Source organism: Vibrio sp. ES.051, from assembly GCF_002563795.1.
Taxonomy (GTDB): domain Bacteria; phylum Pseudomonadota; class Gammaproteobacteria; order Enterobacterales; family Vibrionaceae; genus Vibrio.
Genome location: NZ_PDJL01000003.1, coordinates 235691 through 255203 on the forward strand (window position 1 = coordinate 235691; position 19513 = coordinate 255203).

General features: G+C 43.9%; 19 protein-coding genes. 10 read left to right on the forward strand and 9 right to left on the reverse strand.

The window, feature by feature from the left end:
* The gene (locus tag ATG66_RS01770; protein ID WP_098413698.1) at window positions 1–2280 is read left to right on the forward strand and encodes a bifunctional diguanylate cyclase/phosphodiesterase; all 2280 of its coding nucleotides are present in this window, start codon (window positions 1–3) and stop codon (window positions 2278–2280) included.
* A 72-nt stretch (window positions 2281–2352) separates the two neighbouring features.
* Here ATG66_RS01770 and ATG66_RS01775 read toward each other — a convergent pair whose 3' ends face one another.
* Window positions 2353–3273 (reverse strand): M14 family metallopeptidase, encoded by a 921-nt coding sequence (locus ATG66_RS01775; RefSeq protein WP_098413699.1) that lies wholly within the window; start codon window positions 3271–3273, stop codon window positions 2353–2355.
* 171 nt (window positions 3274–3444) lie between these two features.
* Between ATG66_RS01775 and ATG66_RS01780 the strand changes: the two genes are divergently transcribed.
* Complete coding sequence (locus ATG66_RS01780; protein ID WP_098413700.1) at window positions 3445–4353, forward strand: DUF808 domain-containing protein; 909 nt, start codon at window positions 3445–3447, stop codon at window positions 4351–4353.
* A gap of 85 nt (window positions 4354–4438) precedes the next feature.
* Here ATG66_RS01780 and pyrC read toward each other — a convergent pair whose 3' ends face one another.
* Window positions 4439–5467: a dihydroorotase gene (pyrC, locus tag ATG66_RS01785; protein ID WP_098413701.1), complete on the reverse strand. Its 1029-nt coding sequence runs from the start codon at window positions 5465–5467 to the stop codon at window positions 4439–4441.
* 157 nt (window positions 5468–5624) lie between these two features.
* Window positions 5625–5789 carry a YqaE/Pmp3 family membrane protein gene (locus tag ATG66_RS01790; protein WP_098413702.1) on the reverse strand — a complete coding sequence of 55 codons (165 nt, stop codon included), beginning with the start codon at window positions 5787–5789 and terminating at the stop codon, window positions 5625–5627.
* A 340-nt stretch (window positions 5790–6129) separates the two neighbouring features.
* On the opposite strand from ATG66_RS01790, the gene ATG66_RS01795 reads away from it, so the two are divergent.
* Entirely contained in the window at window positions 6130–7947 is a 1818-nt protein-coding gene (locus ATG66_RS01795; RefSeq protein WP_098413703.1) for a hybrid-cluster NAD(P)-dependent oxidoreductase, read from the forward strand.
* Between the two features lie 81 nt (window positions 7948–8028).
* On the opposite strand, the gene nadE is transcribed toward ATG66_RS01795, so the two are convergent.
* Window positions 8029–8859, reverse strand: coding sequence for an ammonia-dependent NAD(+) synthetase (nadE, locus tag ATG66_RS01800; RefSeq protein ID WP_098413704.1), 831 nt, complete (start codon window positions 8857–8859; stop codon window positions 8029–8031).
* 191 nt (window positions 8860–9050) lie between these two features.
* Here nadE and ATG66_RS01805 point away from each other — a divergent pair, with 191 nt between their 5' ends.
* Window positions 9051–9584 carry a nicotinate-nicotinamide nucleotide adenylyltransferase gene (locus ATG66_RS01805; RefSeq protein WP_098413705.1) on the forward strand — a complete coding sequence of 178 codons (534 nt, stop codon included), beginning with the start codon at window positions 9051–9053 and terminating at the stop codon, window positions 9582–9584.
* 14 nt (window positions 9585–9598) lie between these two features.
* Window positions 9599–10081 (forward strand): hypothetical protein, encoded by a 483-nt coding sequence (locus ATG66_RS01810; RefSeq protein WP_098413706.1) that lies wholly within the window; start codon window positions 9599–9601, stop codon window positions 10079–10081.
* Window positions 10082–10179: 98 nt separating this feature from the next.
* Here ATG66_RS01810 and ATG66_RS01815 read toward each other — a convergent pair whose 3' ends face one another.
* Window positions 10180–10788 carry an AraC family transcriptional regulator gene (locus ATG66_RS01815; protein WP_098413707.1) on the reverse strand — a complete coding sequence of 203 codons (609 nt, stop codon included), beginning with the start codon at window positions 10786–10788 and terminating at the stop codon, window positions 10180–10182.
* Window positions 10789–10977: 189 nt separating this feature from the next.
* Here ATG66_RS01815 and ATG66_RS01820 point away from each other — a divergent pair, with 189 nt between their 5' ends.
* Window positions 10978–12093 carry a 1-acyl-sn-glycerol-3-phosphate acyltransferase gene (locus ATG66_RS01820; RefSeq protein ID WP_098413708.1) on the forward strand — a complete coding sequence of 372 codons (1116 nt, stop codon included), beginning with the start codon at window positions 10978–10980 and terminating at the stop codon, window positions 12091–12093.
* Window positions 12094–12162: 69 nt separating this feature from the next.
* Here the strand turns inward: ATG66_RS01820 and ATG66_RS01825 are convergent, their stop codons facing one another.
* Window positions 12163–12762 carry a hypothetical protein gene (locus tag ATG66_RS01825; protein WP_098413709.1) on the reverse strand — a complete coding sequence of 200 codons (600 nt, stop codon included), beginning with the start codon at window positions 12760–12762 and terminating at the stop codon, window positions 12163–12165.
* Between the two features lie 203 nt (window positions 12763–12965).
* On the opposite strand from ATG66_RS01825, the gene ATG66_RS01830 reads away from it, so the two are divergent.
* The gene (locus ATG66_RS01830) at window positions 12966–13238 is read left to right on the forward strand and encodes a YnjH family protein (protein WP_098413710.1); all 273 of its coding nucleotides are present in this window, start codon (window positions 12966–12968) and stop codon (window positions 13236–13238) included.
* A 75-nt stretch (window positions 13239–13313) separates the two neighbouring features.
* On the opposite strand, the gene ATG66_RS01835 is transcribed toward ATG66_RS01830, so the two are convergent.
* On the reverse strand, window positions 13314–13613 hold the full coding sequence (locus tag ATG66_RS01835; RefSeq protein WP_098413711.1) for a YfcZ/YiiS family protein: 300 nt from the start codon (window positions 13611–13613) through the stop codon (window positions 13314–13316).
* A 496-nt stretch (window positions 13614–14109) separates the two neighbouring features.
* Between ATG66_RS01835 and ATG66_RS01840 the strand changes: the two genes are divergently transcribed.
* Together ATG66_RS01840 and ATG66_RS01845 are read left to right on the forward strand one after the other, a co-directional pair.
* Window positions 14110–14571 (forward strand): TetR/AcrR family transcriptional regulator, encoded by a 462-nt coding sequence (locus ATG66_RS01840; RefSeq protein ID WP_098413712.1) that lies wholly within the window; start codon window positions 14110–14112, stop codon window positions 14569–14571.
* Window positions 14572–14748: 177 nt separating this feature from the next.
* On the forward strand, window positions 14749–15096 hold the full coding sequence (locus ATG66_RS01845) for a helix-turn-helix domain-containing protein (RefSeq protein ID WP_098413713.1): 348 nt from the start codon (window positions 14749–14751) through the stop codon (window positions 15094–15096).
* Window positions 15097–15185: 89 nt separating this feature from the next.
* Here the strand turns inward: ATG66_RS01845 and lldD are convergent, their stop codons facing one another.
* The gene (gene lldD / locus ATG66_RS01850) at window positions 15186–16325 is read right to left on the reverse strand and encodes an FMN-dependent L-lactate dehydrogenase LldD (RefSeq protein WP_098413714.1); all 1140 of its coding nucleotides are present in this window, start codon (window positions 16323–16325) and stop codon (window positions 15186–15188) included.
* A 315-nt stretch (window positions 16326–16640) separates the two neighbouring features.
* Window positions 16641–18332, reverse strand: a complete 1692-nt coding sequence (locus ATG66_RS01855; protein WP_098413715.1) for an L-lactate permease — start codon at window positions 18330–18332, stop codon at window positions 16641–16643.
* Between the two features lie 161 nt (window positions 18333–18493).
* Between ATG66_RS01855 and ATG66_RS01860 the strand changes: the two genes are divergently transcribed.
* Window positions 18494–19393: a LysR family transcriptional regulator gene (locus ATG66_RS01860; protein WP_098413716.1), complete on the forward strand. Its 900-nt coding sequence runs from the start codon at window positions 18494–18496 to the stop codon at window positions 19391–19393.
* Window positions 19394–19513: the final 120 nt, after the last annotated feature.

The window sequence follows — 19513 nt, forward strand, 5'->3', positions numbered from 1 at the left end:
ATGGTCGGGGTAAAGAAGAATATTTGGACATTATATATAGCGCTGGTTACGGTCAGTGTCGTACTGTTCGTGTTATTCAGCCGCTATCATTATGAATCGACCATAGATAAATATAAAGATAAGCAGACTTTACAAGTGGAGTTGTTTGCTGCAACGGTAAAGTCACTTTTGAGTGGGCAGGAGTCATTGCTTGAGGTTGTAGGGCATCATTTAATTGAGCGAAATAGTCTGACGGCACAAATGCCTCCTATGTTGGATAAAATGCTTAGTGCTCATCCTGAAATCATAGGCTTGAGCTTAACTAATCCCGCTGGAGATTACATTGCAGTAAGCTCAAATTTGATCTTGGAAAAACTGCACAATTTGAAACAATATCCACTGACTCGTGATACATTTCTTGCCGCACTGAATTCCAATCGCATGGTTATTGGTCGAACATACTTCATGCCAGCACAAGAGGCTTTGGTGATTCCAATCCGAAAAGCGATTGTAAATAAAGATGGGCTCGTTCAAGCAGTGATAAATGCTAACTTCAATATGAACTCATCGTCTGTTTTTACTAACGATATCCACTTAAATGAAAACAATCGGGTTGTGCTCACTCGCAATGATGGCTACCTGACTTTTAGTTCGTCTGAAGATGTGACTTTAAACGACTATCTAAAACCTGTAGATGACTTAGATAGACAAGCTGTTATCGATCAAATTAATAAAGATTCAGGCTGGGATATAGCGCAACTGAAGAAGCTGACACGAGCGCTAAATGTTGTAGTAGACAATTCACGCATCAGTAAATTAATCACATTAAGATACCTTCCTGACTATCAACTTTGGGCATCGTCTTCGACAGACTTAAGTTATATTAAGCGCGGATTTTACGAGCAGCTTGCACTTTATTCTATCGCTTTTCTTATCCTTCAAGCCGCTTTTTACGTGTTAGTTCGTTCCATTGCGCATAATGAAGATAAAACAAAACAACGTTTACTGTATCAAGCGCATCATGATCATCTTACCGGTCTGCCAAACCGAGACTATCTGCGCGCAAATATTCAGCACTGGTTGCCCGGTATCGGTGGGCCCTTCTCTTTGATGTATATTGATGTCGACAATTTTAAGTCTGTCAATGATACGTATGGGCATGAATTTGGTGACGAAGTACTTAAACAAGTATCAGCGCGCTTAAGTGACTTTGCTTGCGAAGGAAGGTTAATCATCCGTAAGGCCAGTGATGAATTCATTTTTCTGACGGATCGAATTGACAAAGAGAGTGTTAAAACGCAGGCAAAACAACTGATAAAAGCATTATCAGAGCCGTATGAAGTGGGTGACGATCAGTTCCTACTCAGTTGTAGTATCGGTATCGCCTGTTATCCACAACATGGTGAAAGTTTAGATGAATTGCTTCTATCCGCAGATATTGCTATGCATCAAGCGAAACAGCAGCGTAATGTATACAGTCTATTCGATCGAGAAATGCAAGCGACACATGTGCGTAAAATGAGAGTGGAGCAGCGCTTAAGGCTAGCGCTAGAAGAGCAAACACTGTATATGGTTTACCAACCACAATTATGTGTTAATGGTGAGGTTTATGGTGTCGAAGCTCTGATTCGTTGGCAAGATGATGAGCTTGGTTTCGTTCCACCTAATGAGTTTATCCCCGTTGCCGAAAGCTCTGGTTTAATGGTGCGCATGGGGGAGAAGATCATTGATAATTGCCTAAGTGATGTGGCTAAATTAACCGCAAATATTGATAAACCGATCCAGTTGTCTATCAATATCTCAGTTAAACAGTTTATTCATGTTGAATTTATCACTAACTTTATGGCAGCGATTGAACAACATGGAATAGACAGTTCAAGAGTCACTCTGGAGATCACTGAAAATCTATTTATTGAAGACCTTGAAAAGTTCGCGCCGATCTGCGAACGCTTACACACTCTAGGCTTCAAAATCGCATTAGACGATTTCGGGACGGGTTACTCTTCACTCAGCATATTGAGGACTCTACCCATTGATGAAGTGAAAATCGATAAAAGCTTTGTCGATCATATTGAGCATGATAAAAAAGCACTGAATATGATCAAAAATATCATTTCTATTGGCAAAAACTTTGAAATGAAAGTGCTGGCAGAAGGGGTTGAAACGCATCAACAGCTCAAGGAACTAAAAGCCTGCGGCTGTGATTTAATTCAAGGTTATTTCTACTCACAGCCGTTATCGCTTGAGGATCTGATTGCCTTTACGAAGCAGAATCAAAGCAAAGAGACCACAGTAGAATAATGATGATTTCTTTGCTTGAGGTGTGTGATTCACAGAGAAGAGTTCAATTTTCTTAGTAAAAGTTCGGGCTTATCATTTTGTTTTGGCAACAACATAGTCTAGGCCACCCACAACCGCCGCAACTTGAGCGTTGTTGCATTCTTCGTCGGTCACTTTTGAGCTGTCTGGGTACACTTCTGTTGTGGTGCCGTAAGTGCAATGGGTTACGCCGCCACACAGACCTAGCTTCACCATCGGATAGTTAATCACGCCAAACTGTACAACAGGTGAGCCAATGATTTCGCCTTTTTCATCTGCTGGTGCAATGTGCGTCACTTTCGCTACTGACTCAATCACCGCTTTTTGAAAATCTGGTTGAGGGTTTTCACTATCTCCAACCGTGTAAAAGCCGTCTGGGATCAAGCCTTCGATGTACTCAATGCCATCACGAGCGGCTAACGCTGGACGGAATTCGGTTTCATCAGAATCGGTCGTCTCGTGCAAATCAAAGTGCATTAATACGTCGCCCAAATTCGCGACGAGTTTCATCAAATTGGACGATTCTTCCGCTGGACTGTCTGCGTAAAATGAGCGGTTTGGATCAATGGCGTTTGGGTTCCAGCGGTTGATGACTTCGTAGCCCCAAGGGCTAACACAAGGCGCCACCACAATATTAAAATGCTGTGCGTAACGCTCAGCTTCTGTTTCTACAAACTTGAGCGCGCCATGCACTCCACTGGTTTCGTAACCATGAACGCCGCCAGTCACTAAAACAATCGGTTTGGCTTCATCCCAGTTACGTGTCTTAATGCAAAATAGTGGGAAGCGAGCTTCGTCGTACGAGAGTGCGCCATATTGCTCAACATCAAAACGGTGGCGAAGTGTATCGATTTTGCTCACAACGTCTTCTTGATAGCTGCGCTTGACTTCGCGCTGTGCTAACCATGTTTTACGTTCTGCGTCACCCCAAGGTTGGTTAGGGGTACCGACGGGGTAGGTGTATCCGCTTTTCATCTATACTGTTCTTTTGTGTGCTGAAAGGTACGACAAGACTAGACTGGTCTTATTGTCAGGGCAATAGTAAACGCGACCAGTACCGGTATTCTTTGTAAAATCAGAACTTTGCCAAGTGCTTTGATGGTGTTACATTTTGTTACTTACCCAGCTTCATATAAGGGATAGAAAATGGCAGGAGCAAGCTTACTCACATTGTTGGATGACATTGCCACAGTGCTAGATGATGTTGCCTTAATGTCAAAGATGGCGGCGAAAAAAACCGCGGGTGTATTGGGTGATGACTTAGCGTTAAACGCTCAACAGGTATCTGGTATTGCATCAGAACGTGAAATTCCAGTGGTTTGGGCTGTGGCCAAAGGTTCGTTTAAAAATAAATTAATTTTGGTACCGTCGGCTCTCTTAATCAGTGCCATTGTGCCTTGGCTGATCATGCCGTTACTGTTAATTGGAGGCTTATTTCTTTGCTTTGAAGGTGCAGAGAAAGTACTTGAGAAACTCTTCCCGCATTCACACTCTCACGAAGAAGAGAAAGAAGAGGTTGTGCTCACAGGTGAACCGATAGAGGAGTATGAAAAACGTAAAATAACGGGGGCTATACGTACTGATTTCATTCTCTCTGCTGAAATCATCGTGATTGCGTTAGGCACAGTGGCGGGGACAAGCTTTGTCACTCAGGTCTTAGTGGTGAGTTTAATCGCTGTGGTTATGACGATCGGTGTTTATGGTTTAGTTGCTGGTATCGTTAAGTTAGATGATTTAGGCCTTTACCTTGAGATTCGCTCGAAAGGAAAAGGCTTAATGGCAAAAGTGGGGGGCGCGTTAGTCGCCTTTGCACCAAAGTTAATGAAAATGCTCACTGTGATAGGGACGGCAGCCATGTTCTTGGTTGGTGGCGGTATCGTTGTTCATAACGTGCCGACCATTCACCATTTCGTCGAACCTATTATCATGGATTTTAGCCATTATTCCGTTGCCACCGCCGTTCTCCCGATTTTTTTGAATGGCGTTATTGGGCTTATTGCAGGTTTGTTAGTCGTGGCTGTATGGGCAGGGGTAGAAAAGATTCGTGGGAACTGATCAAAGCCTATTTGCCTAGAGGGAGAAAGGGTCATGAGTAATATCATGACCCTTATTAATATTCAGAGAACCTGCAAAGCATCGACTATTTTATTTTCCACTCAATCTGTTGATTTGCACGGATAGGCATAACGATGTCATTCCCAAAAGGCATACTTTCAGGGACATCCCAAGCCGATTTTTCTAATGTTACCGTATCCGTATTACGTGCAATACCGTAAAAATCAGGGCCGTTGAAGCTTGCAAACGCTTCTAGGTTGTCAAGTTTGTCTGCTTTATCGAATACTTCCGCATACAGTTCCAGCGCGGCGTGTGCAGTGTAGGAGCCAGCACAGCCGCAAGCAGACTCTTTAGCGCCTTTAGCATGAGGGGCGGAGTCTGTGCCTAAGAAGAACTGCTTGCTACCGCTGGTTGCCGCTTCGATCAGCGCTTGCTGATGGGTGTTGCGCTTAAGAATAGGTAAGCAGTAGAAGTGAGGCTTAATACCGCCTACAAGCATGTGGTTACGATTAAAAAGAAGGTGGTGCGCGGTAATGGTCGCCGCAACGTTGTCTGAAGCGTTTTTCACGAAATTTACTGCGTCGGCGGTGGTGATGTGTTCTAGAACGATTTTTAAATTAGGGAAGTCATTAACGATAGGAGCAAGCACGGTATCAAGGAACGCTTTTTCTCGGTCGAAGATATCAACATCGTGATGCGTTACTTCGCCGTGAACTAAAAGCAACATACCTTCTTTTTCCATCGTTTCAAGAACGTGATAAATGTTCTTTGCATTCGTGACGCCAGAATCAGAGTTGGTCGTTGCACCAGCAGGGTAAAGCTTCGCTGCGACAATTTTTCCTGTGGCTTTGGCTTTACGGATTTCGTCGGCTGTGGTGTTGTCCGTTAGGTAAAGCGCCATTAAAGGTTCGAACTGCTCGCCGTGTCGTTCTTTTAAAATTCTATCGCGGTAAGCTAAGGCGAGTTCGGTATTGGTAACAGGTGGGACGGTGTTGGGCATGATCAGGGCGCGGCCATTGTAGCGGCTGATATCGCGGACGGTGTCTTTTAGAACTTCCCCGTCGCGTAAATGAACGTGCCAGTCGTCAGGACGAGTGATAGTCAGTGTTGTCATTAATTGCTCCCACCATTTAAAAAGTTGTCTGATTGGAGCCTAAGCACTGGGTTGGCTTTTGAGCAAACGCTTGCGCTTAGGCGACAGGATGATAGAGGAATTGCCCTCATATTTCATCCTATTTTTTATTTGTCTATATTGATGGCAGGGTTGTTGTCTATTTCATCGTTAACCAGAGTGCGTGAATCGTACCTGGAAGGAAGAAGAAAAACGTTAGAATTAAGTTGATCAAGAAGTCTTTATTCAGGCCTTTTTCCATGTACACCGCTACAGGTGGAAGAAAGATACATAGCAGAATTAGAATCAGTTTTCTTGTATCCATGGTTAAACTCCAAGTTAATGAGTGGGGGTCGTCAAACAATCGGGTTTATTATGCGTGTTGCTTCATTTTGTGATCAAATAATATTTGGTCATATCGGTGTTAAAAGCGTGAATGTTTAGAGTGAGTAAGACTTATAGTTATAGCTAAATAATCTCAACATACCAAGCTAAGCGAAAATGATTCGCTCTACTGACGAACGGCAATTTATGTGCCTGATGTTTTCAACTCCCCAACTCGTTCAGAGTACAGTAAGCCAATGACAAGGTTCTGGGTTCTCCATCTCGACGTCATTTGGGTATACAATAATGCAACAAATAAAAACACGTGTAGGAAGAAGGCCATGTCGCAACCCGTTTTATCCCAAATTAATGTTTTTCCGGTGAAATCTGTCGGAGGGGTATCACTCTCGTCTGCATGGGTAGAAAAGCAAGGATTGAGCTTTGACCGCCGCTTTATGATCGCCAAGGCTGATGGTTCCATGATTACGGCGAGGAAATATCCTCAAATGGTGACGATAAAGTCAGCATTGCTGGCGGATGGTGTGGTGTTTAGTAGCTTGGGCACTGAACCGCTTAAGATTCGCTACCAAGATTTAAAAATGCAGGAAACACCAGCCACGGTATGGAAAGATACCTTTGTCGCTTACACCACTACGGATGAAGCGGATGATTGGTTTAGCAAAGTATTAGGACAACGAGTCGAGTTACTATTTAGTGGCGAACAATCTAATCGTGTGCGTGAAAAGCTCGGCCATAATGTTAGCTTTGCCGATGGGTATCCGATTTTAGTGATCAGCCAAGCCTCTTTAGAGGAGTTGAATCAAAGAAGCTCTGAGCAGCACTCAATGGATCAGTTCCGCACCAATCTTGTGGTGTCAGACACCAGACCGTTTGAAGAGGACACGTGGAAACGCATTCGAATCGGTGAGGTAGAGTTTGAGTCTGTTAAGCCTTGTGAGCGTTGTATTCTCACGACCGTGAACACTCAAAGGGGCACGTTCCGTGAGAGCAAAGAGCCGCTAAGAACATTGCAGCAGTTCCGTGCTAATGAACGTGGTGGTGTGTTCTTCGGGCAAAACTTAGTGGCAAGAAATGAAGGTATTATCCGTCAAAGTGACCCAATAGAGGTTTTAGAGTACAAAGTCCCGGAGCTTTATCCAGATAACTCTCCGGTACGGATGATATTGACATGTGTTGAACGCGAAGAAATCGCTCGTGATTTTGTAACATTGTGGCTCGAGCCAAGTAAGGGGTCACTACCTAACTATTTGCCGGGGCAGCATTTACCAATTGAAGTGAATATCAATGGCAAGAAAGTAGGTCGACACTACACTTTGTCGTCCAGTCCCTCACGTCCGGGTCGTTATGCTATTTCCGTTAAGCGCATTGCGGGTGGTCGTGTATCCAATTCGTTACTTGATAACTTGCAAGTAGGGGATGTTTTAGAAGCGGAAAACCCAAACGGTGAATTCCATCTAAAAGCCCATCAAACCCAACCTTTGTTGTTGCTTTCGGCTGGCAGCGGCGTGACACCAATGTTGTCGATGGTACGCTATTTGGCGGATCATGATCAGTTGGAAAATGTGGTCTTCTATCATCAGTGTCGTACTGAGCACGATATTCCATGTCGTTCTGAACTAGAGCAACTTAAGCGAGACCATCCTGGTCTAGAGGTGAAAATTTGTCTGACTCAGCCCGCTGCGGATTGGTTCGGCCTAAAGGGGCGATTAAGTCTTGCTCATATTAAGCAAATCAAAGAGGCCGAATTGCGCCAAGTATTCGTGTGTGGGCCTGATGGGTTCATGCAGAAAGCGAAGAACTTACTGCTTAAAAAAGGCCTGCCTGAAGAGCATTATCATCAAGAAGCGTTTGGTGTCTCGCCTATCACCACCAAGCCAGAGAAAAGCATTGAAATCGAATTTAACGGTTTAAAAATTAAGGGCAACAATCAGAAAACGCTATTAGAGCAACTTGAGGACGCAGGAAAGCTAGTTGGCAATAGCTGTCGAGCTGGGTTATGCGGAGCATGTAAAGTGCAACTAAAATCTGGGCAAGTGCACCACCCAGACGTCCCTGCATTGACGGATGAAGAGCGTTCAATGGGAGCTGTCTTAGCTTGCTGCGCGGTTCCGGAGACGGACGTCACAGTAACGGACTAGCTCACGCATATTCAGGAAAAATAAAAAACGCTGCTTACTCAAGCAGCGTTTTTTTATTCAAAAGCGTATTGTAAATATCGCTTAGTCGTAAATCGTTGGGATTGGTTGGCGCTTGTGTTGCGTCGCTTTAAAAATGGTAACTAGACGATCGTGCACTTGTTGTGGAACAGGCTTACCTTCCAAAAAGTCGTCAATCTGATCATAAGTTAAGTTTAGCGCCTCTTCGTCTGCTTTTTGTGGCGCAAGCTCTTCCAGATCAGCGGTTGGCACTTTTTTCACTAATAGCTCTGGGGCCCCCAGTGTCGCAGCTAACTCACGAACTTGGCGTTTGTTTAAGCCAAATAGAGGAGCAAGGTCACATGCACCATCGCCAAACTTAGTGTAAAAGCCTGTGATGTTTTCTGCTGAGTGGTCAGTACCTAATACCAATCCGCCAATGTACCCAGCGATTTCGTATTGCGCAATCATACGAGCACGTGCTTTTACATTACCTTTCACAAAGTCGATTTTGTCTGCATCAGAAGGAAGCAGGCCTGTACCTTGTAAAGCTTCGTCAGTCGCTGCATGCATACCGTCCACACCTTTTTTAATGTTCACGGAGACAGAATGTGTCGGTTTGATAAAAGATAAAGCAAGCTGCGCTTCATCTTCATCTTTTTGCTCGCCATATGGTAGACGCACTGCGACAAACTGGTATTTATCGGTACGATATTCTTCATTCAGTTGTTCTACCGCAATCTGGGCCAGGCGACCTAACGTGGTTGAGTCAACACCGCCACTAATGCCCAGTATCAGTGACTTACAACCTGCTTCCTGTAGCTTACGCTTCATAAAAGCAATACGGCGTTCAATTTCAAAATGCGGTTCAATAGAAGGGAGTACACGCATTTCATCACGGATGGATTGTTCCATTTAGGGGTCCTTTTCCTGTAAATATATCAGTCACCAAAGAGCGCCTTTTTGGGTGAACATTACAAAATGGTGAGAAACCATGCGATTGAGGCTCACGGAAGCGACTTTAGTGTCAAAAGCTGTAAAGATTAGTAGTATCATACCGAAATCATCAGATTAGAAAACTCTCTTCAACGAGGTAATCACCGGATATGAAAAAAATTGCCATTTTTGGTAGCGCATTTAATCCACCCAGTTTAGGCCACAAAAGCGTAATTGAATCACTGAGCCACTTTGATCTTGTGCTACTAGAACCCAGCATTGCACACGCTTGGGGTAAGCAGATGTTGGATTACTTCATTCGGTGCAAACTGGTTGATGCATTTATCAAAGACTTGGAGAGTTCTAATGTTCAACGCTCTGATGTAGAGCAAGCTTTGTACCAACCCGGACAAAGTGTGACAACGTATGCGTTGTTAGAAAAAATTCAAGAAATCTATCCAACCGCCGATGTAACTTTTGTCATTGGTCCTGATAATTTTTTCAAATTTGCTAAATTTAGTAGAGCAAAAGAAATTACAGAACGCTGGGCTGTTATGGCGTGTCCTGAAAAAGTAAAAATCCGAAGCACGGATATACGCAACGCATTGGCTGCAGGTGAAGATATTTGTGCCTATACAACACCATCCGTCCGGGCATTATTGCTTAACGAAGGCTTATATAAAGAAACATTTTCTGGTAACTGAGAGGTCAGGTTTTCATGGTCAGAGTAGCCGTATTGAGTGCATGTGCACTGTTTGTGGTCACGCAAGCAAATTCTGCGTGTAACTACTTTTCTGATCGTTCCGTTGTGTTTAAGGATAATACCCTGCCTATCTGTGAAGAGGCTTTGGACTCCATCAGTGTGTTGAGTGCGAACACTTTGAATTGGTATAACGCGGAAGTGAAATCCGATGATCCGACAGAAAACTATTGGGAAGAGTGGGCTATTAAGCCAAAAGACACACCATTTCTGACCCAGAAACTAGAGAAAAATCACTTTGGTCTGGGAATATGGATGCCAGAAGAGTTCCAAGACGAAGAAAGTAAAATGGACACGGATGAGTGGTTGCGCAGCCATGGCCTGATGTTCAGTATTGGTTTTGGCGATAAATCCGATGGTCAGCCAAGAATGCGATTTGATTATCGTTGGCATGAATATTATGACGCTGACTGGATGATGCAGATTGAATTGCCATTCTAGTTTCTGCCATCAATGAATAAGAAAAGGGATGGACATTAATAATGCCCATCCCTTTTCTTCATTTTAAGTGTAAAAAGCAGTTGTGTGAGAATCAAGTCTTACAGCGCTTCGCCAAACACTAAGAAGCAAAGTTGCTCATATTCTTCAGTATTACCCGCAAATAGCGCATCAACAATCTGAGCGTCTTTTTTACCCGACAGCTTCATTTTTCGTGCTTCGCGCAGCGTTAATACCAAATAAAGCTCTTTAGAAAGGTTCATGTCACCCCCAGGTTTCCATTGATTGATCGCTTTCGTTAAAGGTGATTGAGTCAAGTTTGGGGAGATTGTAAGGACTTCATGCTTTACCACCGTGAGCAAATCTAACTGAAGCTCGGAACGGTCTTCTGTTGTGGCTAGTCGTTCAACCAAAGATTTCAGTAGTGCTGAAGGTTTAACGAACCCTGCTTGTTGAGAGAAATCATCATTCAAACGCACAGAAAAATCACAACGATGCACATGAGTATTAGGTAAAAAGGTGAGGGAGCTCAAACATCCTTGAGGAATCCAAAAATATTGGCCTGGTTCAATGGCACACTCCTGCTTACCCAATTTAATGACGGCTAACCCTTCTACAACGAATAGTAGACTGTGTTTCAGCGCTTTTTTACGCGAAGCGACATCAAGAAAGGGGTAAGTAGCGTCGTGAAATTCAATTGCGTAGTTCATTATGAGTACCAGTGTTTTTTGGCGCTAAGGTTAACGTTAAACCTATATGATTCCAACCGTGTGAAAGATTTTTAACACTATAAAGTGTAGCCTAAGTGGTATGACCATGATAAAAGTATGGGCTGAAATGCTGCGGGGCAGCAAAAGTGTGCGTAAAATGTGCCAGCTTTTTTTGATATGTAATGAATAATGACTGCTAATACTGATCCTTATATTGAAATTCGTCCTTACAATGACGAAGAAATTCCAGCAGCGCTGGATCGTCTAATCCAAGATGATGAATTTATCACTGCGATTCTCGACCATCGCTTTGCCAATAAAGCCGCGTGGTTCAAGGCTCTCATGAGCCCGATCCTTCGCATTTACCTGAAAGCGAAGTGGAGCAAGCTAGATTCGGTAGAAGCAATTCAGATTGAAGTGAAAAAGTATCTTAAAGATACGCTGAATAAGACAACGGATGGCGTCACTTTTTCCGGTTTAGATAAGCTGGATAAAAATACGTCCTACTTATTCGTGTCTAACCATCGTGACATTGCCATGGACCCTGCGCTGGTGAACTATGGTTTGTATCAAAGCGGTCATCGTACCGTTCGGATTGCGATTGGCGATAACTTGCTGAAGAAACCATGTGCAACCGAGTTGATGCGTTTGAACAAAAGTTTCATCGTTAAGCGTTCAGCAAAGGCGCCTAGAGAAATGATGAAAACATTGGCACAGTTGTCTAGCTATATTAAACACTCGCTAGATACAGGGAACTCTATCTGGATTGCACAAAAAGAGGGGCGTGCGAAAGACGGCAACGATTTTACTGATCCAGCGATTTTAAAGATGTTTTATGTTGAAGGTCGCAAGCAAAAAATCAGCTTTGGAGAATACACCCGTTCTTTGAAGATCGTTCCCGTATCAATTGCTTATGAAAACGATCCATGTGATATCGCGAAAGCAAGAGAGTTGTTTGAGAAAGCTGAAAACGGTCGTTATGAGAAAGGTGAATTTGAAGACATTGAGAGCATCATTCAAGGCATTATCGGCTATAAAGGTCGCGTGCACGTTGCGTTTGGGGACGTTATTGACCAAGAGTTCAAAACACCGGACGCTTTAGCGGAGGAAATTGACCGCCAAATTCACAATAACTATAAGTTGTATCCGATCAATTTGTTGGCCGCAGGCCGTGAAAACTCAAGTATCATTACAGAGGCGGTCAAACGTCAGCTTGTCGATAAATTAGAGAAACTGCCAGAAGGTGCAAGACCATATCTCGTGGCAAGCTATGCGAACCCTGTAAACAACCAAGAAAAAGAGTAACAACGTTAGCCATCATTCAAGAGAGTTGTAAAGCCTCGGTTGCCACCGAGGCTTTTACTTTCTCGCGCTCTAAGGTGCGACAGCGCCGCCGAGAGTCAAGTTATTTGGCCACTTGGTGATCGTATTGCCACCTAAGAAAATATTCCCTTTGACGGTCATGGTGTCAGGGAACGCTTTAAGAGCAGAGTCCCCGATATAGAGATTTCCCTCGACGACTAAGCCATTAGGCATCGCGGTGAGGGGAGTACGTATGACACTTAAATCCCCTTTAACGCGCAATTTCACTGGCAGTCTTTTTAGAGGCGTATCCGTGAGGTTCAAATAGCCGCCAAGCTTGATACCTCTCGGCCAGTTCTCGATTTGACTGCCAAGTAAATTCGCATAGCCTTTTATTTTTGTACCAGAACGAATCGTTTTTAGTGCGCTATTTTTCGCCTCTAAGCTGCCCCCGACCTCAAGGCCTTTAGGCAGCATTTTCATCGGCGTCTGTGAGATGTTTAAATTCCCTTTAACTACCAACCCAGATGGCAATTGAGTGTAAGGCTTGTCTCTGAGGTCAAGGTTGCCGTAATTATCGATATGGCCAAATTTAGAATAGTAATCCAGCTCATATGCGAAGGAAGGTGTGTTGAGCACCATCAAGCTGAGAACAAGAGAAACAAAACGCATAGCCAGTTACTTTATTGAATAAAAAACACGACGGGTATCTTATACCTAAATAACCTCGAGATGCTAGGTTCAGTAAGTATGACTTGGCTTGTAGATGGGACAGAGTTTGAAAGAAAGATCAGCAAAGGTGTCAGTATATGAGCCTCTGCCAAGAACTTAAAAAGTGTCCTTGCTAGTATTACAGAAGTACTAGGGAGAGCTTCATGAAGTTAAGAAACGTTTTTATTTTTACTGTTGGCGTCACTGTGGCGTTGTTATCTGGTTCCGCTTTTGCGAAATCGTACAGCACATCCGAAACCAAAGCACTGATCGTGGCGGATGGAAAGTTAGGACAGCGTATTTGTTACTATGACGATAAGGCTTATACCGTCGGCGCGGTCATTAAAGTTGATGACGTATTAATTATGTGTACGGATGAAAACGATTTTGAAACGAACGGCTCATTGAAGTGGTTTATGTTGCCTAAAAGCAAGTAACAAATTACAGAGCTTCAGAGTTGGAGCAATTTGGAGATGAGACGTAAAAAGCGAGCTTTAAGCTCGCTTTTTACATTAACGTGCCAGTGAACGAGTTTTTAATTCAAAAATCAGTTTTTCAGCACTGACTTCAAACTTGAATCGAACATTGATTTGTTTTGATTCTTCTGTGATTTCAGAGAAGTTGTATTCAACGTTAGCACACACTGATTTAGCGAGTTCAATATATTTGGTGACCGCCGACTCTAGCTCGGGTTTGGTCTCAGCGAAAATCGTTACGTCGGCAACCTCGTCACCTTCTTTTATGATGAAGCCAATTTCACCAGCGCAGCCGCAAGCTTCACAAACTTGGTTTTCTTCTAATTTGACACTCATAACGAATCCTCTTGTAAAAACTAGGGGTATTCTATCAGGTATTTGATCTGTATCCACAAAAATGAAGAGTTTTGAATGAAAAAAGAACAAAATAGTATCTTGTTAAGTAAGGTATAAAAATTGGGTTACTCAGTTATCAAGAAGATTAATGTGATATATATCAATATTTAAAATCAATTAACCTACAGTCTGCTTGTATTTTGTTCAGGTCAGTTGAACTTATGGTCAATTTATAAGATTATTTTTAATAATTATCATTCTTAGCGTTTACATTATTTAGATGGATTAACTCAATAATTTTTTGATAGTACTGATTTTTTTGCTTTATTTTAAATCGAATACATTGAAAAAAATCGCTGTAAGTTGCATGTTACACAGTGCCATTTCGATATGATTTAAGACCTAATTTTATGTTAGGAAATCACGCGAATAATGATTTTATTCTGGCCTCATATAATGGTGAGTTAGTTGGATTTACAAAGAGAAGAACTTAAATATGCCCAAGCGTAGTAAAGAAGATACCGAAGTCACTATCCAAAAGATTATGGATGCCGTTGTTGATCAGCTACTAAGACTTGGTTACGACAAAATGTCGTATACGACATTGAGTCAGCAGACAGGTATCTCGCGTACTGGTATTAGCCATCACTTCCCGAAGAAAACGGATTTCACTGCCGCCTTAGATGCCCGTATTTTTAAAATGTTTATTGAACACCTAGAGTTTGAGAAAGGGCTAAATGCTTTTTCACAAAGCTGGATTAAAGCGTTTGAAAACTCAGAGTTTTTAGCGATTTTACGACTTTTGTTCCATCATATTGTGATGGCTAAACATGCACAGGAATTCGCTACGAATTGTATTGACCGTTTGTACAAGGTAGTCGAAAATCAGTTTGGCTCTGGGGGCGACAGAGAGTTAGAATGGCTGTTGGGCCGCTCGTTGATTCATATGAGTAAGTAACCTGAACTTGAGATCATCAAAGCCAATATGAGCCTTGTTGTTTTGTTCTAAAGTCACGCTGCGCTTGATGTGAGCGTCGATATTCAAACCGTGAATTATAACTTATCTGACTTATCGCTAACATTTATCTCAAATAAGTATGAGAGGGTAGTGCCACTTTAATTAGCGGAGGCAGATATGGAATTTACAGAGCTGGATCGAAGCGCGCTCTACGACATTTGGATGTCACAAAAGGCCAAAATGCACATTACTCAAATGGAGATGGCGAAACGTCTTGGTTTGAAGGTGCACGAATTTTCTGGTTTATTACGTGGTAATTCGCCATTGACGCTGAGTTTTGTAAAACAACTCTGCGAACAGTTACATGTACGTCCTAGTCTGGTGATCCCGTCTTTGACAGAGCGTGATATCTCTGCATCTGGGTCGGTTTATTTACAAAACCGTGTGACCGTGGATGGCGACATCAGTAATGTCTTTATTGATGGCAACCAAGTGGTGATTGAGTACGTGCACCAAGTTAGCTAGGTTACCCGAATGGTAAGTTGAGCAGCACAAAAAACGAGCCACCGTTGGCTCGTTTTTTTGATTGTAGAACAGTGCGTTTGGCCAGCAATCTATGGCATTTTCACTAACGAATCACGTGAAAGCTCAGCGATAGATTTCGCTCCTGTTAGCGTCATTGCTACACGCATTTCTTTGTCGTACAGATCCAGTAGATTTTCAACGCCTGCGCCGCCTTGTGCTGCCAACGCGTACACAAATGAACGACCGAGCAGCGTACAGTCCGCACCTAGTGCCAGCATACGAACGACGTCAAGACCGGTACGAATACCCGAATCGACAAAGATCTTAAGATCGCCTTTCACCGCATCTGCAATACTTGGTAACGCTTTAGCACTTGAAAGCACGCCGTCTAACTGACGACCACCGTGATTCGAGACCACTATCCCATCCGCACCGAATCGTACCGCATCTTTCGCGTCTTCTTCGTCGAGGATACCTTTGATGACCATAGGACCATCCCAAAAATCACGAATCCATTCTAAATCTTTCCAAGAGATCGATGGGTCAAAGTTTGTACCTAACCAGCCGATGTAATCTTCCAGTTTAGTTGGTTCACCGCGATACGTTGAGATGTTACCCAGATCGTGTGGTTTACCTAGCAGACCCACATCTAATGCCCAACTCGGATGACGCATCGCTTGGAATACACGACGCATTGCAGCGTTAGGACCGCTCATACCAGAGTGCATGTCACGGTAACGCGCACCCGGAACAGGCATATCAACCGTAAATACCAGCGTTGTTACGCCCGCTGCTTTTGCACGCTCAAGCACGTTCTTCATAAAGCCACGGTCTTTCAGCACGTAGAGCTGGAACCACATTGGACGTTCAATCGCTGGGGCGACTTCTTCAATCGGACAAACCGAAACGGTCGACATAGTAAATGGAATGCCTTTCTTCTCGGCTGCTTTCGCCGCTTGTACTTCACCGCGACGAGCGTACATGCCGGTTAGCCCAACCGGAGCCAGTGCGATTGGCATCGCAAGTTTCTCACCAAAAATCTCGGTTTCTAGGCTAAGGTCGCTCATATCGCGCAGGATGCGTTGGCGCAGTGCCACATCGCCTAAATCGTCAGTATTACGCTTCAGCGTGCGTTCGTCGTAAGAGCCGCCATCAATATAATGAAATAGAAACGGAGGAAGCTTGGCTTTCGCGGCAGCGCGGTAGTCAGTAGAAGCTGAGATAATCATAATGGTGTCCTAGCGGTTATTCTAAGCAAAGTTGTGGAGCAATTTGCTCTTTTGTTGAGCTTTCATCGCAGCACGGTGAGAGCATCAAAATGAGTATAGTTACCTATAGTTCACTTACGTTCGAATTGGTGATGTGGTAACCCATTTACATAATTGATTGAACAATCTTGTTAAATTACTCATTCAGTTATGTAAACTGGAAAGGGTGACACAGCGGCCCGGGGGGATTGATGTAGCAAGCTCAATCAACATGTCGGGGTAGTCGTGCTGACAGCTGTGTCAAATTAGGCAGGGCCACAAACCCTGCGTTTCGCGTTACTTCATCAAGACATCCGTCATTTGGAGGCCGTAAATCAACACCAAACCAATAATGCCTGTCATGACAATGTAGTAGAACGTAGGGATAATCGTCTTACGCAATGTTGCGCCTTCACGACCAAGTAAACCTACGGTGGCTGATGCGGCAACAACGTTGTGAATCGCAATCATGTTACCTGCGGCAGCGCCAACGGCTTGAAGCGATACAACAATCACACTCGAAATAGACAGTGTTTGTGCCACTTCGAATTGGAACTGGCTGAACATCATGTTTGAAACCGTATTTGAGCCAGCGATGAACGCACCCAGCGCACCAACGGTGGCACTTAGTGCTGGGAACGCAGAACCGACAAGGTCAGAGGCAAAGTTCGCTGTCGTGACTGGCATACTTGCTAGGTCAGCGCCGTTAATCCCAGAGTTGATGAAGATACGCACCATTGGGATGGTAAATACCAATACAAAACCAGCACCAATCAATGTTTTGCTTGATTCACCAAATGCTTCACGCAATGGTTTTGCACTGCCGCTTTGCAACATGGCTGCAAGCAGAGCAACAAACACGAGGATGCCACCTGGCAGGTACAATGGCTGAATTGCGGCGCTAACGCCTGTCTCACCAAGAATATTGCTGAATGACAAGCTTACGCTTTGTACAAAGCCTTTAAGCTCAGGGCTTACACGGCTTGCGACGAGAATAACCGCTAACATTACATACGGTACCCAAGCTTTCACAATGCTCATTGGTTTGCCTGGGTTGTCGTTAAGATCGATTTTTAGAGAGCCCAGCCACTCAGTTGGCCATTTGTCTTCGCTTTCGAAATCCCATTGGGTCTTTGGCACTAAGAAGCCTTTTTTCGCCGCTGTGACAACAATAGAAAGACCAACCAGACCACCAATGAGTGATGGGAACTCTGCGCCCAAGAAAACGCCTGTTAACGCGTATGGTACCGTGAAAGAGACGCCTGCGAATAAAGCAAATGGCAGGATATCTAGGCCTTCAGTCCAGCTTCTGTTCTTGCCAAAGAAACGTGTTAGCATTACCGCCATCAACACAGGGATCATGGTGCCTACTACAGCATGAATCACGGCAACGTGCGCGGTGATGTCTTGCAGGTACATTTCCCATGTTGCGCCTTGTGCTGTCAAAGACTCACTGATGTTATGTGTGTCTAACCCTTTGTTGACGCCGACGATGATTGGCGTACCCACCGCACCAAATGATACAGGCGTTGATTGGATCATCATGCCCATTAGGACGGCCGCAAGCGCAGGGAAGCCGATAGCAACCAGCAGTGGCGCCGCAATTGCTGCTGGCGTACCAAAGCCGGATGCGCCTTCAATGAACGAACCAAAACACCAAGCAATGATGATGGCCTGCACGCGACGGTCAGCTGAAATATCGGTAAATCCATTACGGATCGTAGTGATCGCGCCAGTGTGCTTTAAAGTGTTGAGCAAGAAAATGGCGCCAAACACGATCCAAAGAACAGAGGCAGTAATTCCTAACCCTTGGAATACGGAAGCCAGTACGCGAGTAGCTGACATATCCCAGAACATTAGGGCGATAGCGACGGTCAGACCGAACGCAATAGGCATGGCTTTTTTAGCCGGCCAGTTGAGACCAACCAATAAAATGGCGGCAACAACAATTGGCGAAAATGCCACGAGGGCAAGTAGGGTTTCACTCATTTGTACATCCTTCGTACGCTGACTTCTCGAACGGCGTCAATCCGCTGTAGAGGTGACTTTTGTTGTAATGGGTTTGTTAATTTGGCGTGAATTTACTCCTTTATTTTTTGTTAATATAGGGAAATAATGAAAATAATTAATTCCAAAAGTGACATAATCGTATGCGAGCAGATGATTTAATCTTGTTTTCTCAGGTAATCGAGCTAGGCAGTTTTAGTAAGGTTGCGGAGTCAAATAACCTTACAAATTCAGTAGTTAGCAAAAGAATAGCGAGATTAGAAGAGGAGATAGGGGCACAACTATTATATAGAACAACGCGCAAACTGACGTTGAGTGAAGCGGGCAAAGTGTTGCTACACAGTGCTAAAAATGTGAAGCAGGCCACTCAGGAGGCTATGGATGCTGTTTCAGGCTTTGGAGAGAATGTCAGTGGTCATATCAAAATGTCTGTCCCTTGTATCTCAGGAGACCTCATTCTCGCAGATGCGGTTGCCGAGTTTTGTAACCTTCATCCGGGGTTGACTGTTGATATGTCGCTGGACAACCGCTTCGTCGATTTAGTCGCCGATAGCTACGATCTGGTCATCCGAACCGGATACCTTGCGGACTCCAGTTTAATTGCGCGACATATTCTCGACTCTCAATGGGTGGTATGCGCATCGCCTTCTTATATCGTAAAAAACGGCAAACCGATTGAGCCTATTGATCTCACCACTCATAACTGCCTGCAATACGCTTATCAAACGACGGGAGCTACGGATTGGGAGTTTAAAAGTGATGAGGGTAACTATATCGTCAAAGTGTCCGGTAGTTTTTCTACTGATAATGCCACCGCGTTACGTAAAGCAGCCTTAGGTGGCCATGGTATCGCTTATGTTCCACGTTGTTTGGTATATCACGATATTCGTAACGGTCAGCTGGTTGATGTTTTCCCGGATCTTGTCGGCAAAAAATTGGGCATCTACGCTGTATACCCCTTTACTCGTCAGCCTCCTAACAAAGTAAAATTACTTATCGAGCACATCCGCGAACGCTATTTAACTATCTCACACTATTTCTAGGTAGTTGATGGATTGAGAGTCTTTTGTGTTCATAAAACGCCCAATTAACCCGCAGTGGAAGGTAAATCACTTAAAATTAAACAAATAATCTCTACACTCAAATGACGAAAATAAGAAAAA

Bases quoted from the DNA above. Each gene is read 5' to 3' on its own strand.
- ATG66_RS01830 (WP_098413710.1), top strand. From the start codon at position 12,966: ATGAAGTTAAGAAACGTTTTTATTTTTACTGTTGGCGTCACTGTGGCG.
- ATG66_RS01835 (WP_098413711.1), bottom strand. From the start codon at position 13,613: ATGAGTGTCAAATTAGAAGAAAACCAAGTTTGTGAAGCTTGCGGCTGC.
- ATG66_RS01845 (WP_098413713.1), top strand. From the start codon at position 14,749: ATGGAATTTACAGAGCTGGATCGAAGCGCGCTCTACGACATTTGGATG.
- ATG66_RS01855 (WP_098413715.1), bottom strand. From the start codon at position 18,332: ATGAGTGAAACCCTACTTGCCCTCGTGGCATTTTCGCCAATTGTTGTT.
- ATG66_RS01795 (WP_098413703.1), top strand. From the start codon at position 6,130: ATGTCGCAACCCGTTTTATCCCAAATTAATGTTTTTCCGGTGAAATCT.
- ATG66_RS01825 (WP_098413709.1), bottom strand. From the start codon at position 12,762: ATGCGTTTTGTTTCTCTTGTTCTCAGCTTGATGGTGCTCAACACACCT.
- ATG66_RS01780 (WP_098413700.1), top strand. From the start codon at position 3,445: ATGGCAGGAGCAAGCTTACTCACATTGTTGGATGACATTGCCACAGTG.
- ATG66_RS01770 (WP_098413698.1), top strand. From the start codon at position 1: ATGGTCGGGGTAAAGAAGAATATTTGGACATTATATATAGCGCTGGTT.
- ATG66_RS01820 (WP_098413708.1), top strand. From the start codon at position 10,978: ATGACTGCTAATACTGATCCTTATATTGAAATTCGTCCTTACAATGAC.
- lldD (WP_098413714.1), bottom strand. From the start codon at position 16,325: ATGATTATCTCAGCTTCTACTGACTACCGCGCTGCCGCGAAAGCCAAG.
- ATG66_RS01775 (WP_098413699.1), bottom strand. From the start codon at position 3,273: ATGAAAAGCGGATACACCTACCCCGTCGGTACCCCTAACCAACCTTGG.
- ATG66_RS01790 (WP_098413702.1), bottom strand. From the start codon at position 5,789: ATGGATACAAGAAAACTGATTCTAATTCTGCTATGTATCTTTCTTCCA.
- ATG66_RS01860 (WP_098413716.1), top strand. From the start codon at position 18,494: ATGCGAGCAGATGATTTAATCTTGTTTTCTCAGGTAATCGAGCTAGGC.
- ATG66_RS01840 (WP_098413712.1), top strand. From the start codon at position 14,110: ATGCCCAAGCGTAGTAAAGAAGATACCGAAGTCACTATCCAAAAGATT.
- pyrC (WP_098413701.1), bottom strand. From the start codon at position 5,467: ATGACAACACTGACTATCACTCGTCCTGACGACTGGCACGTTCATTTA.
- ATG66_RS01805 (WP_098413705.1), top strand. From the start codon at position 9,051: ATGAAAAAAATTGCCATTTTTGGTAGCGCATTTAATCCACCCAGTTTA.
- nadE (WP_098413704.1), bottom strand. From the start codon at position 8,859: ATGGAACAATCCATCCGTGATGAAATGCGTGTACTCCCTTCTATTGAA.
- ATG66_RS01810 (WP_098413706.1), top strand. From the start codon at position 9,599: ATGGTCAGAGTAGCCGTATTGAGTGCATGTGCACTGTTTGTGGTCACG.
- ATG66_RS01815 (WP_098413707.1), bottom strand. From the start codon at position 10,788: ATGAACTACGCAATTGAATTTCACGACGCTACTTACCCCTTTCTTGAT.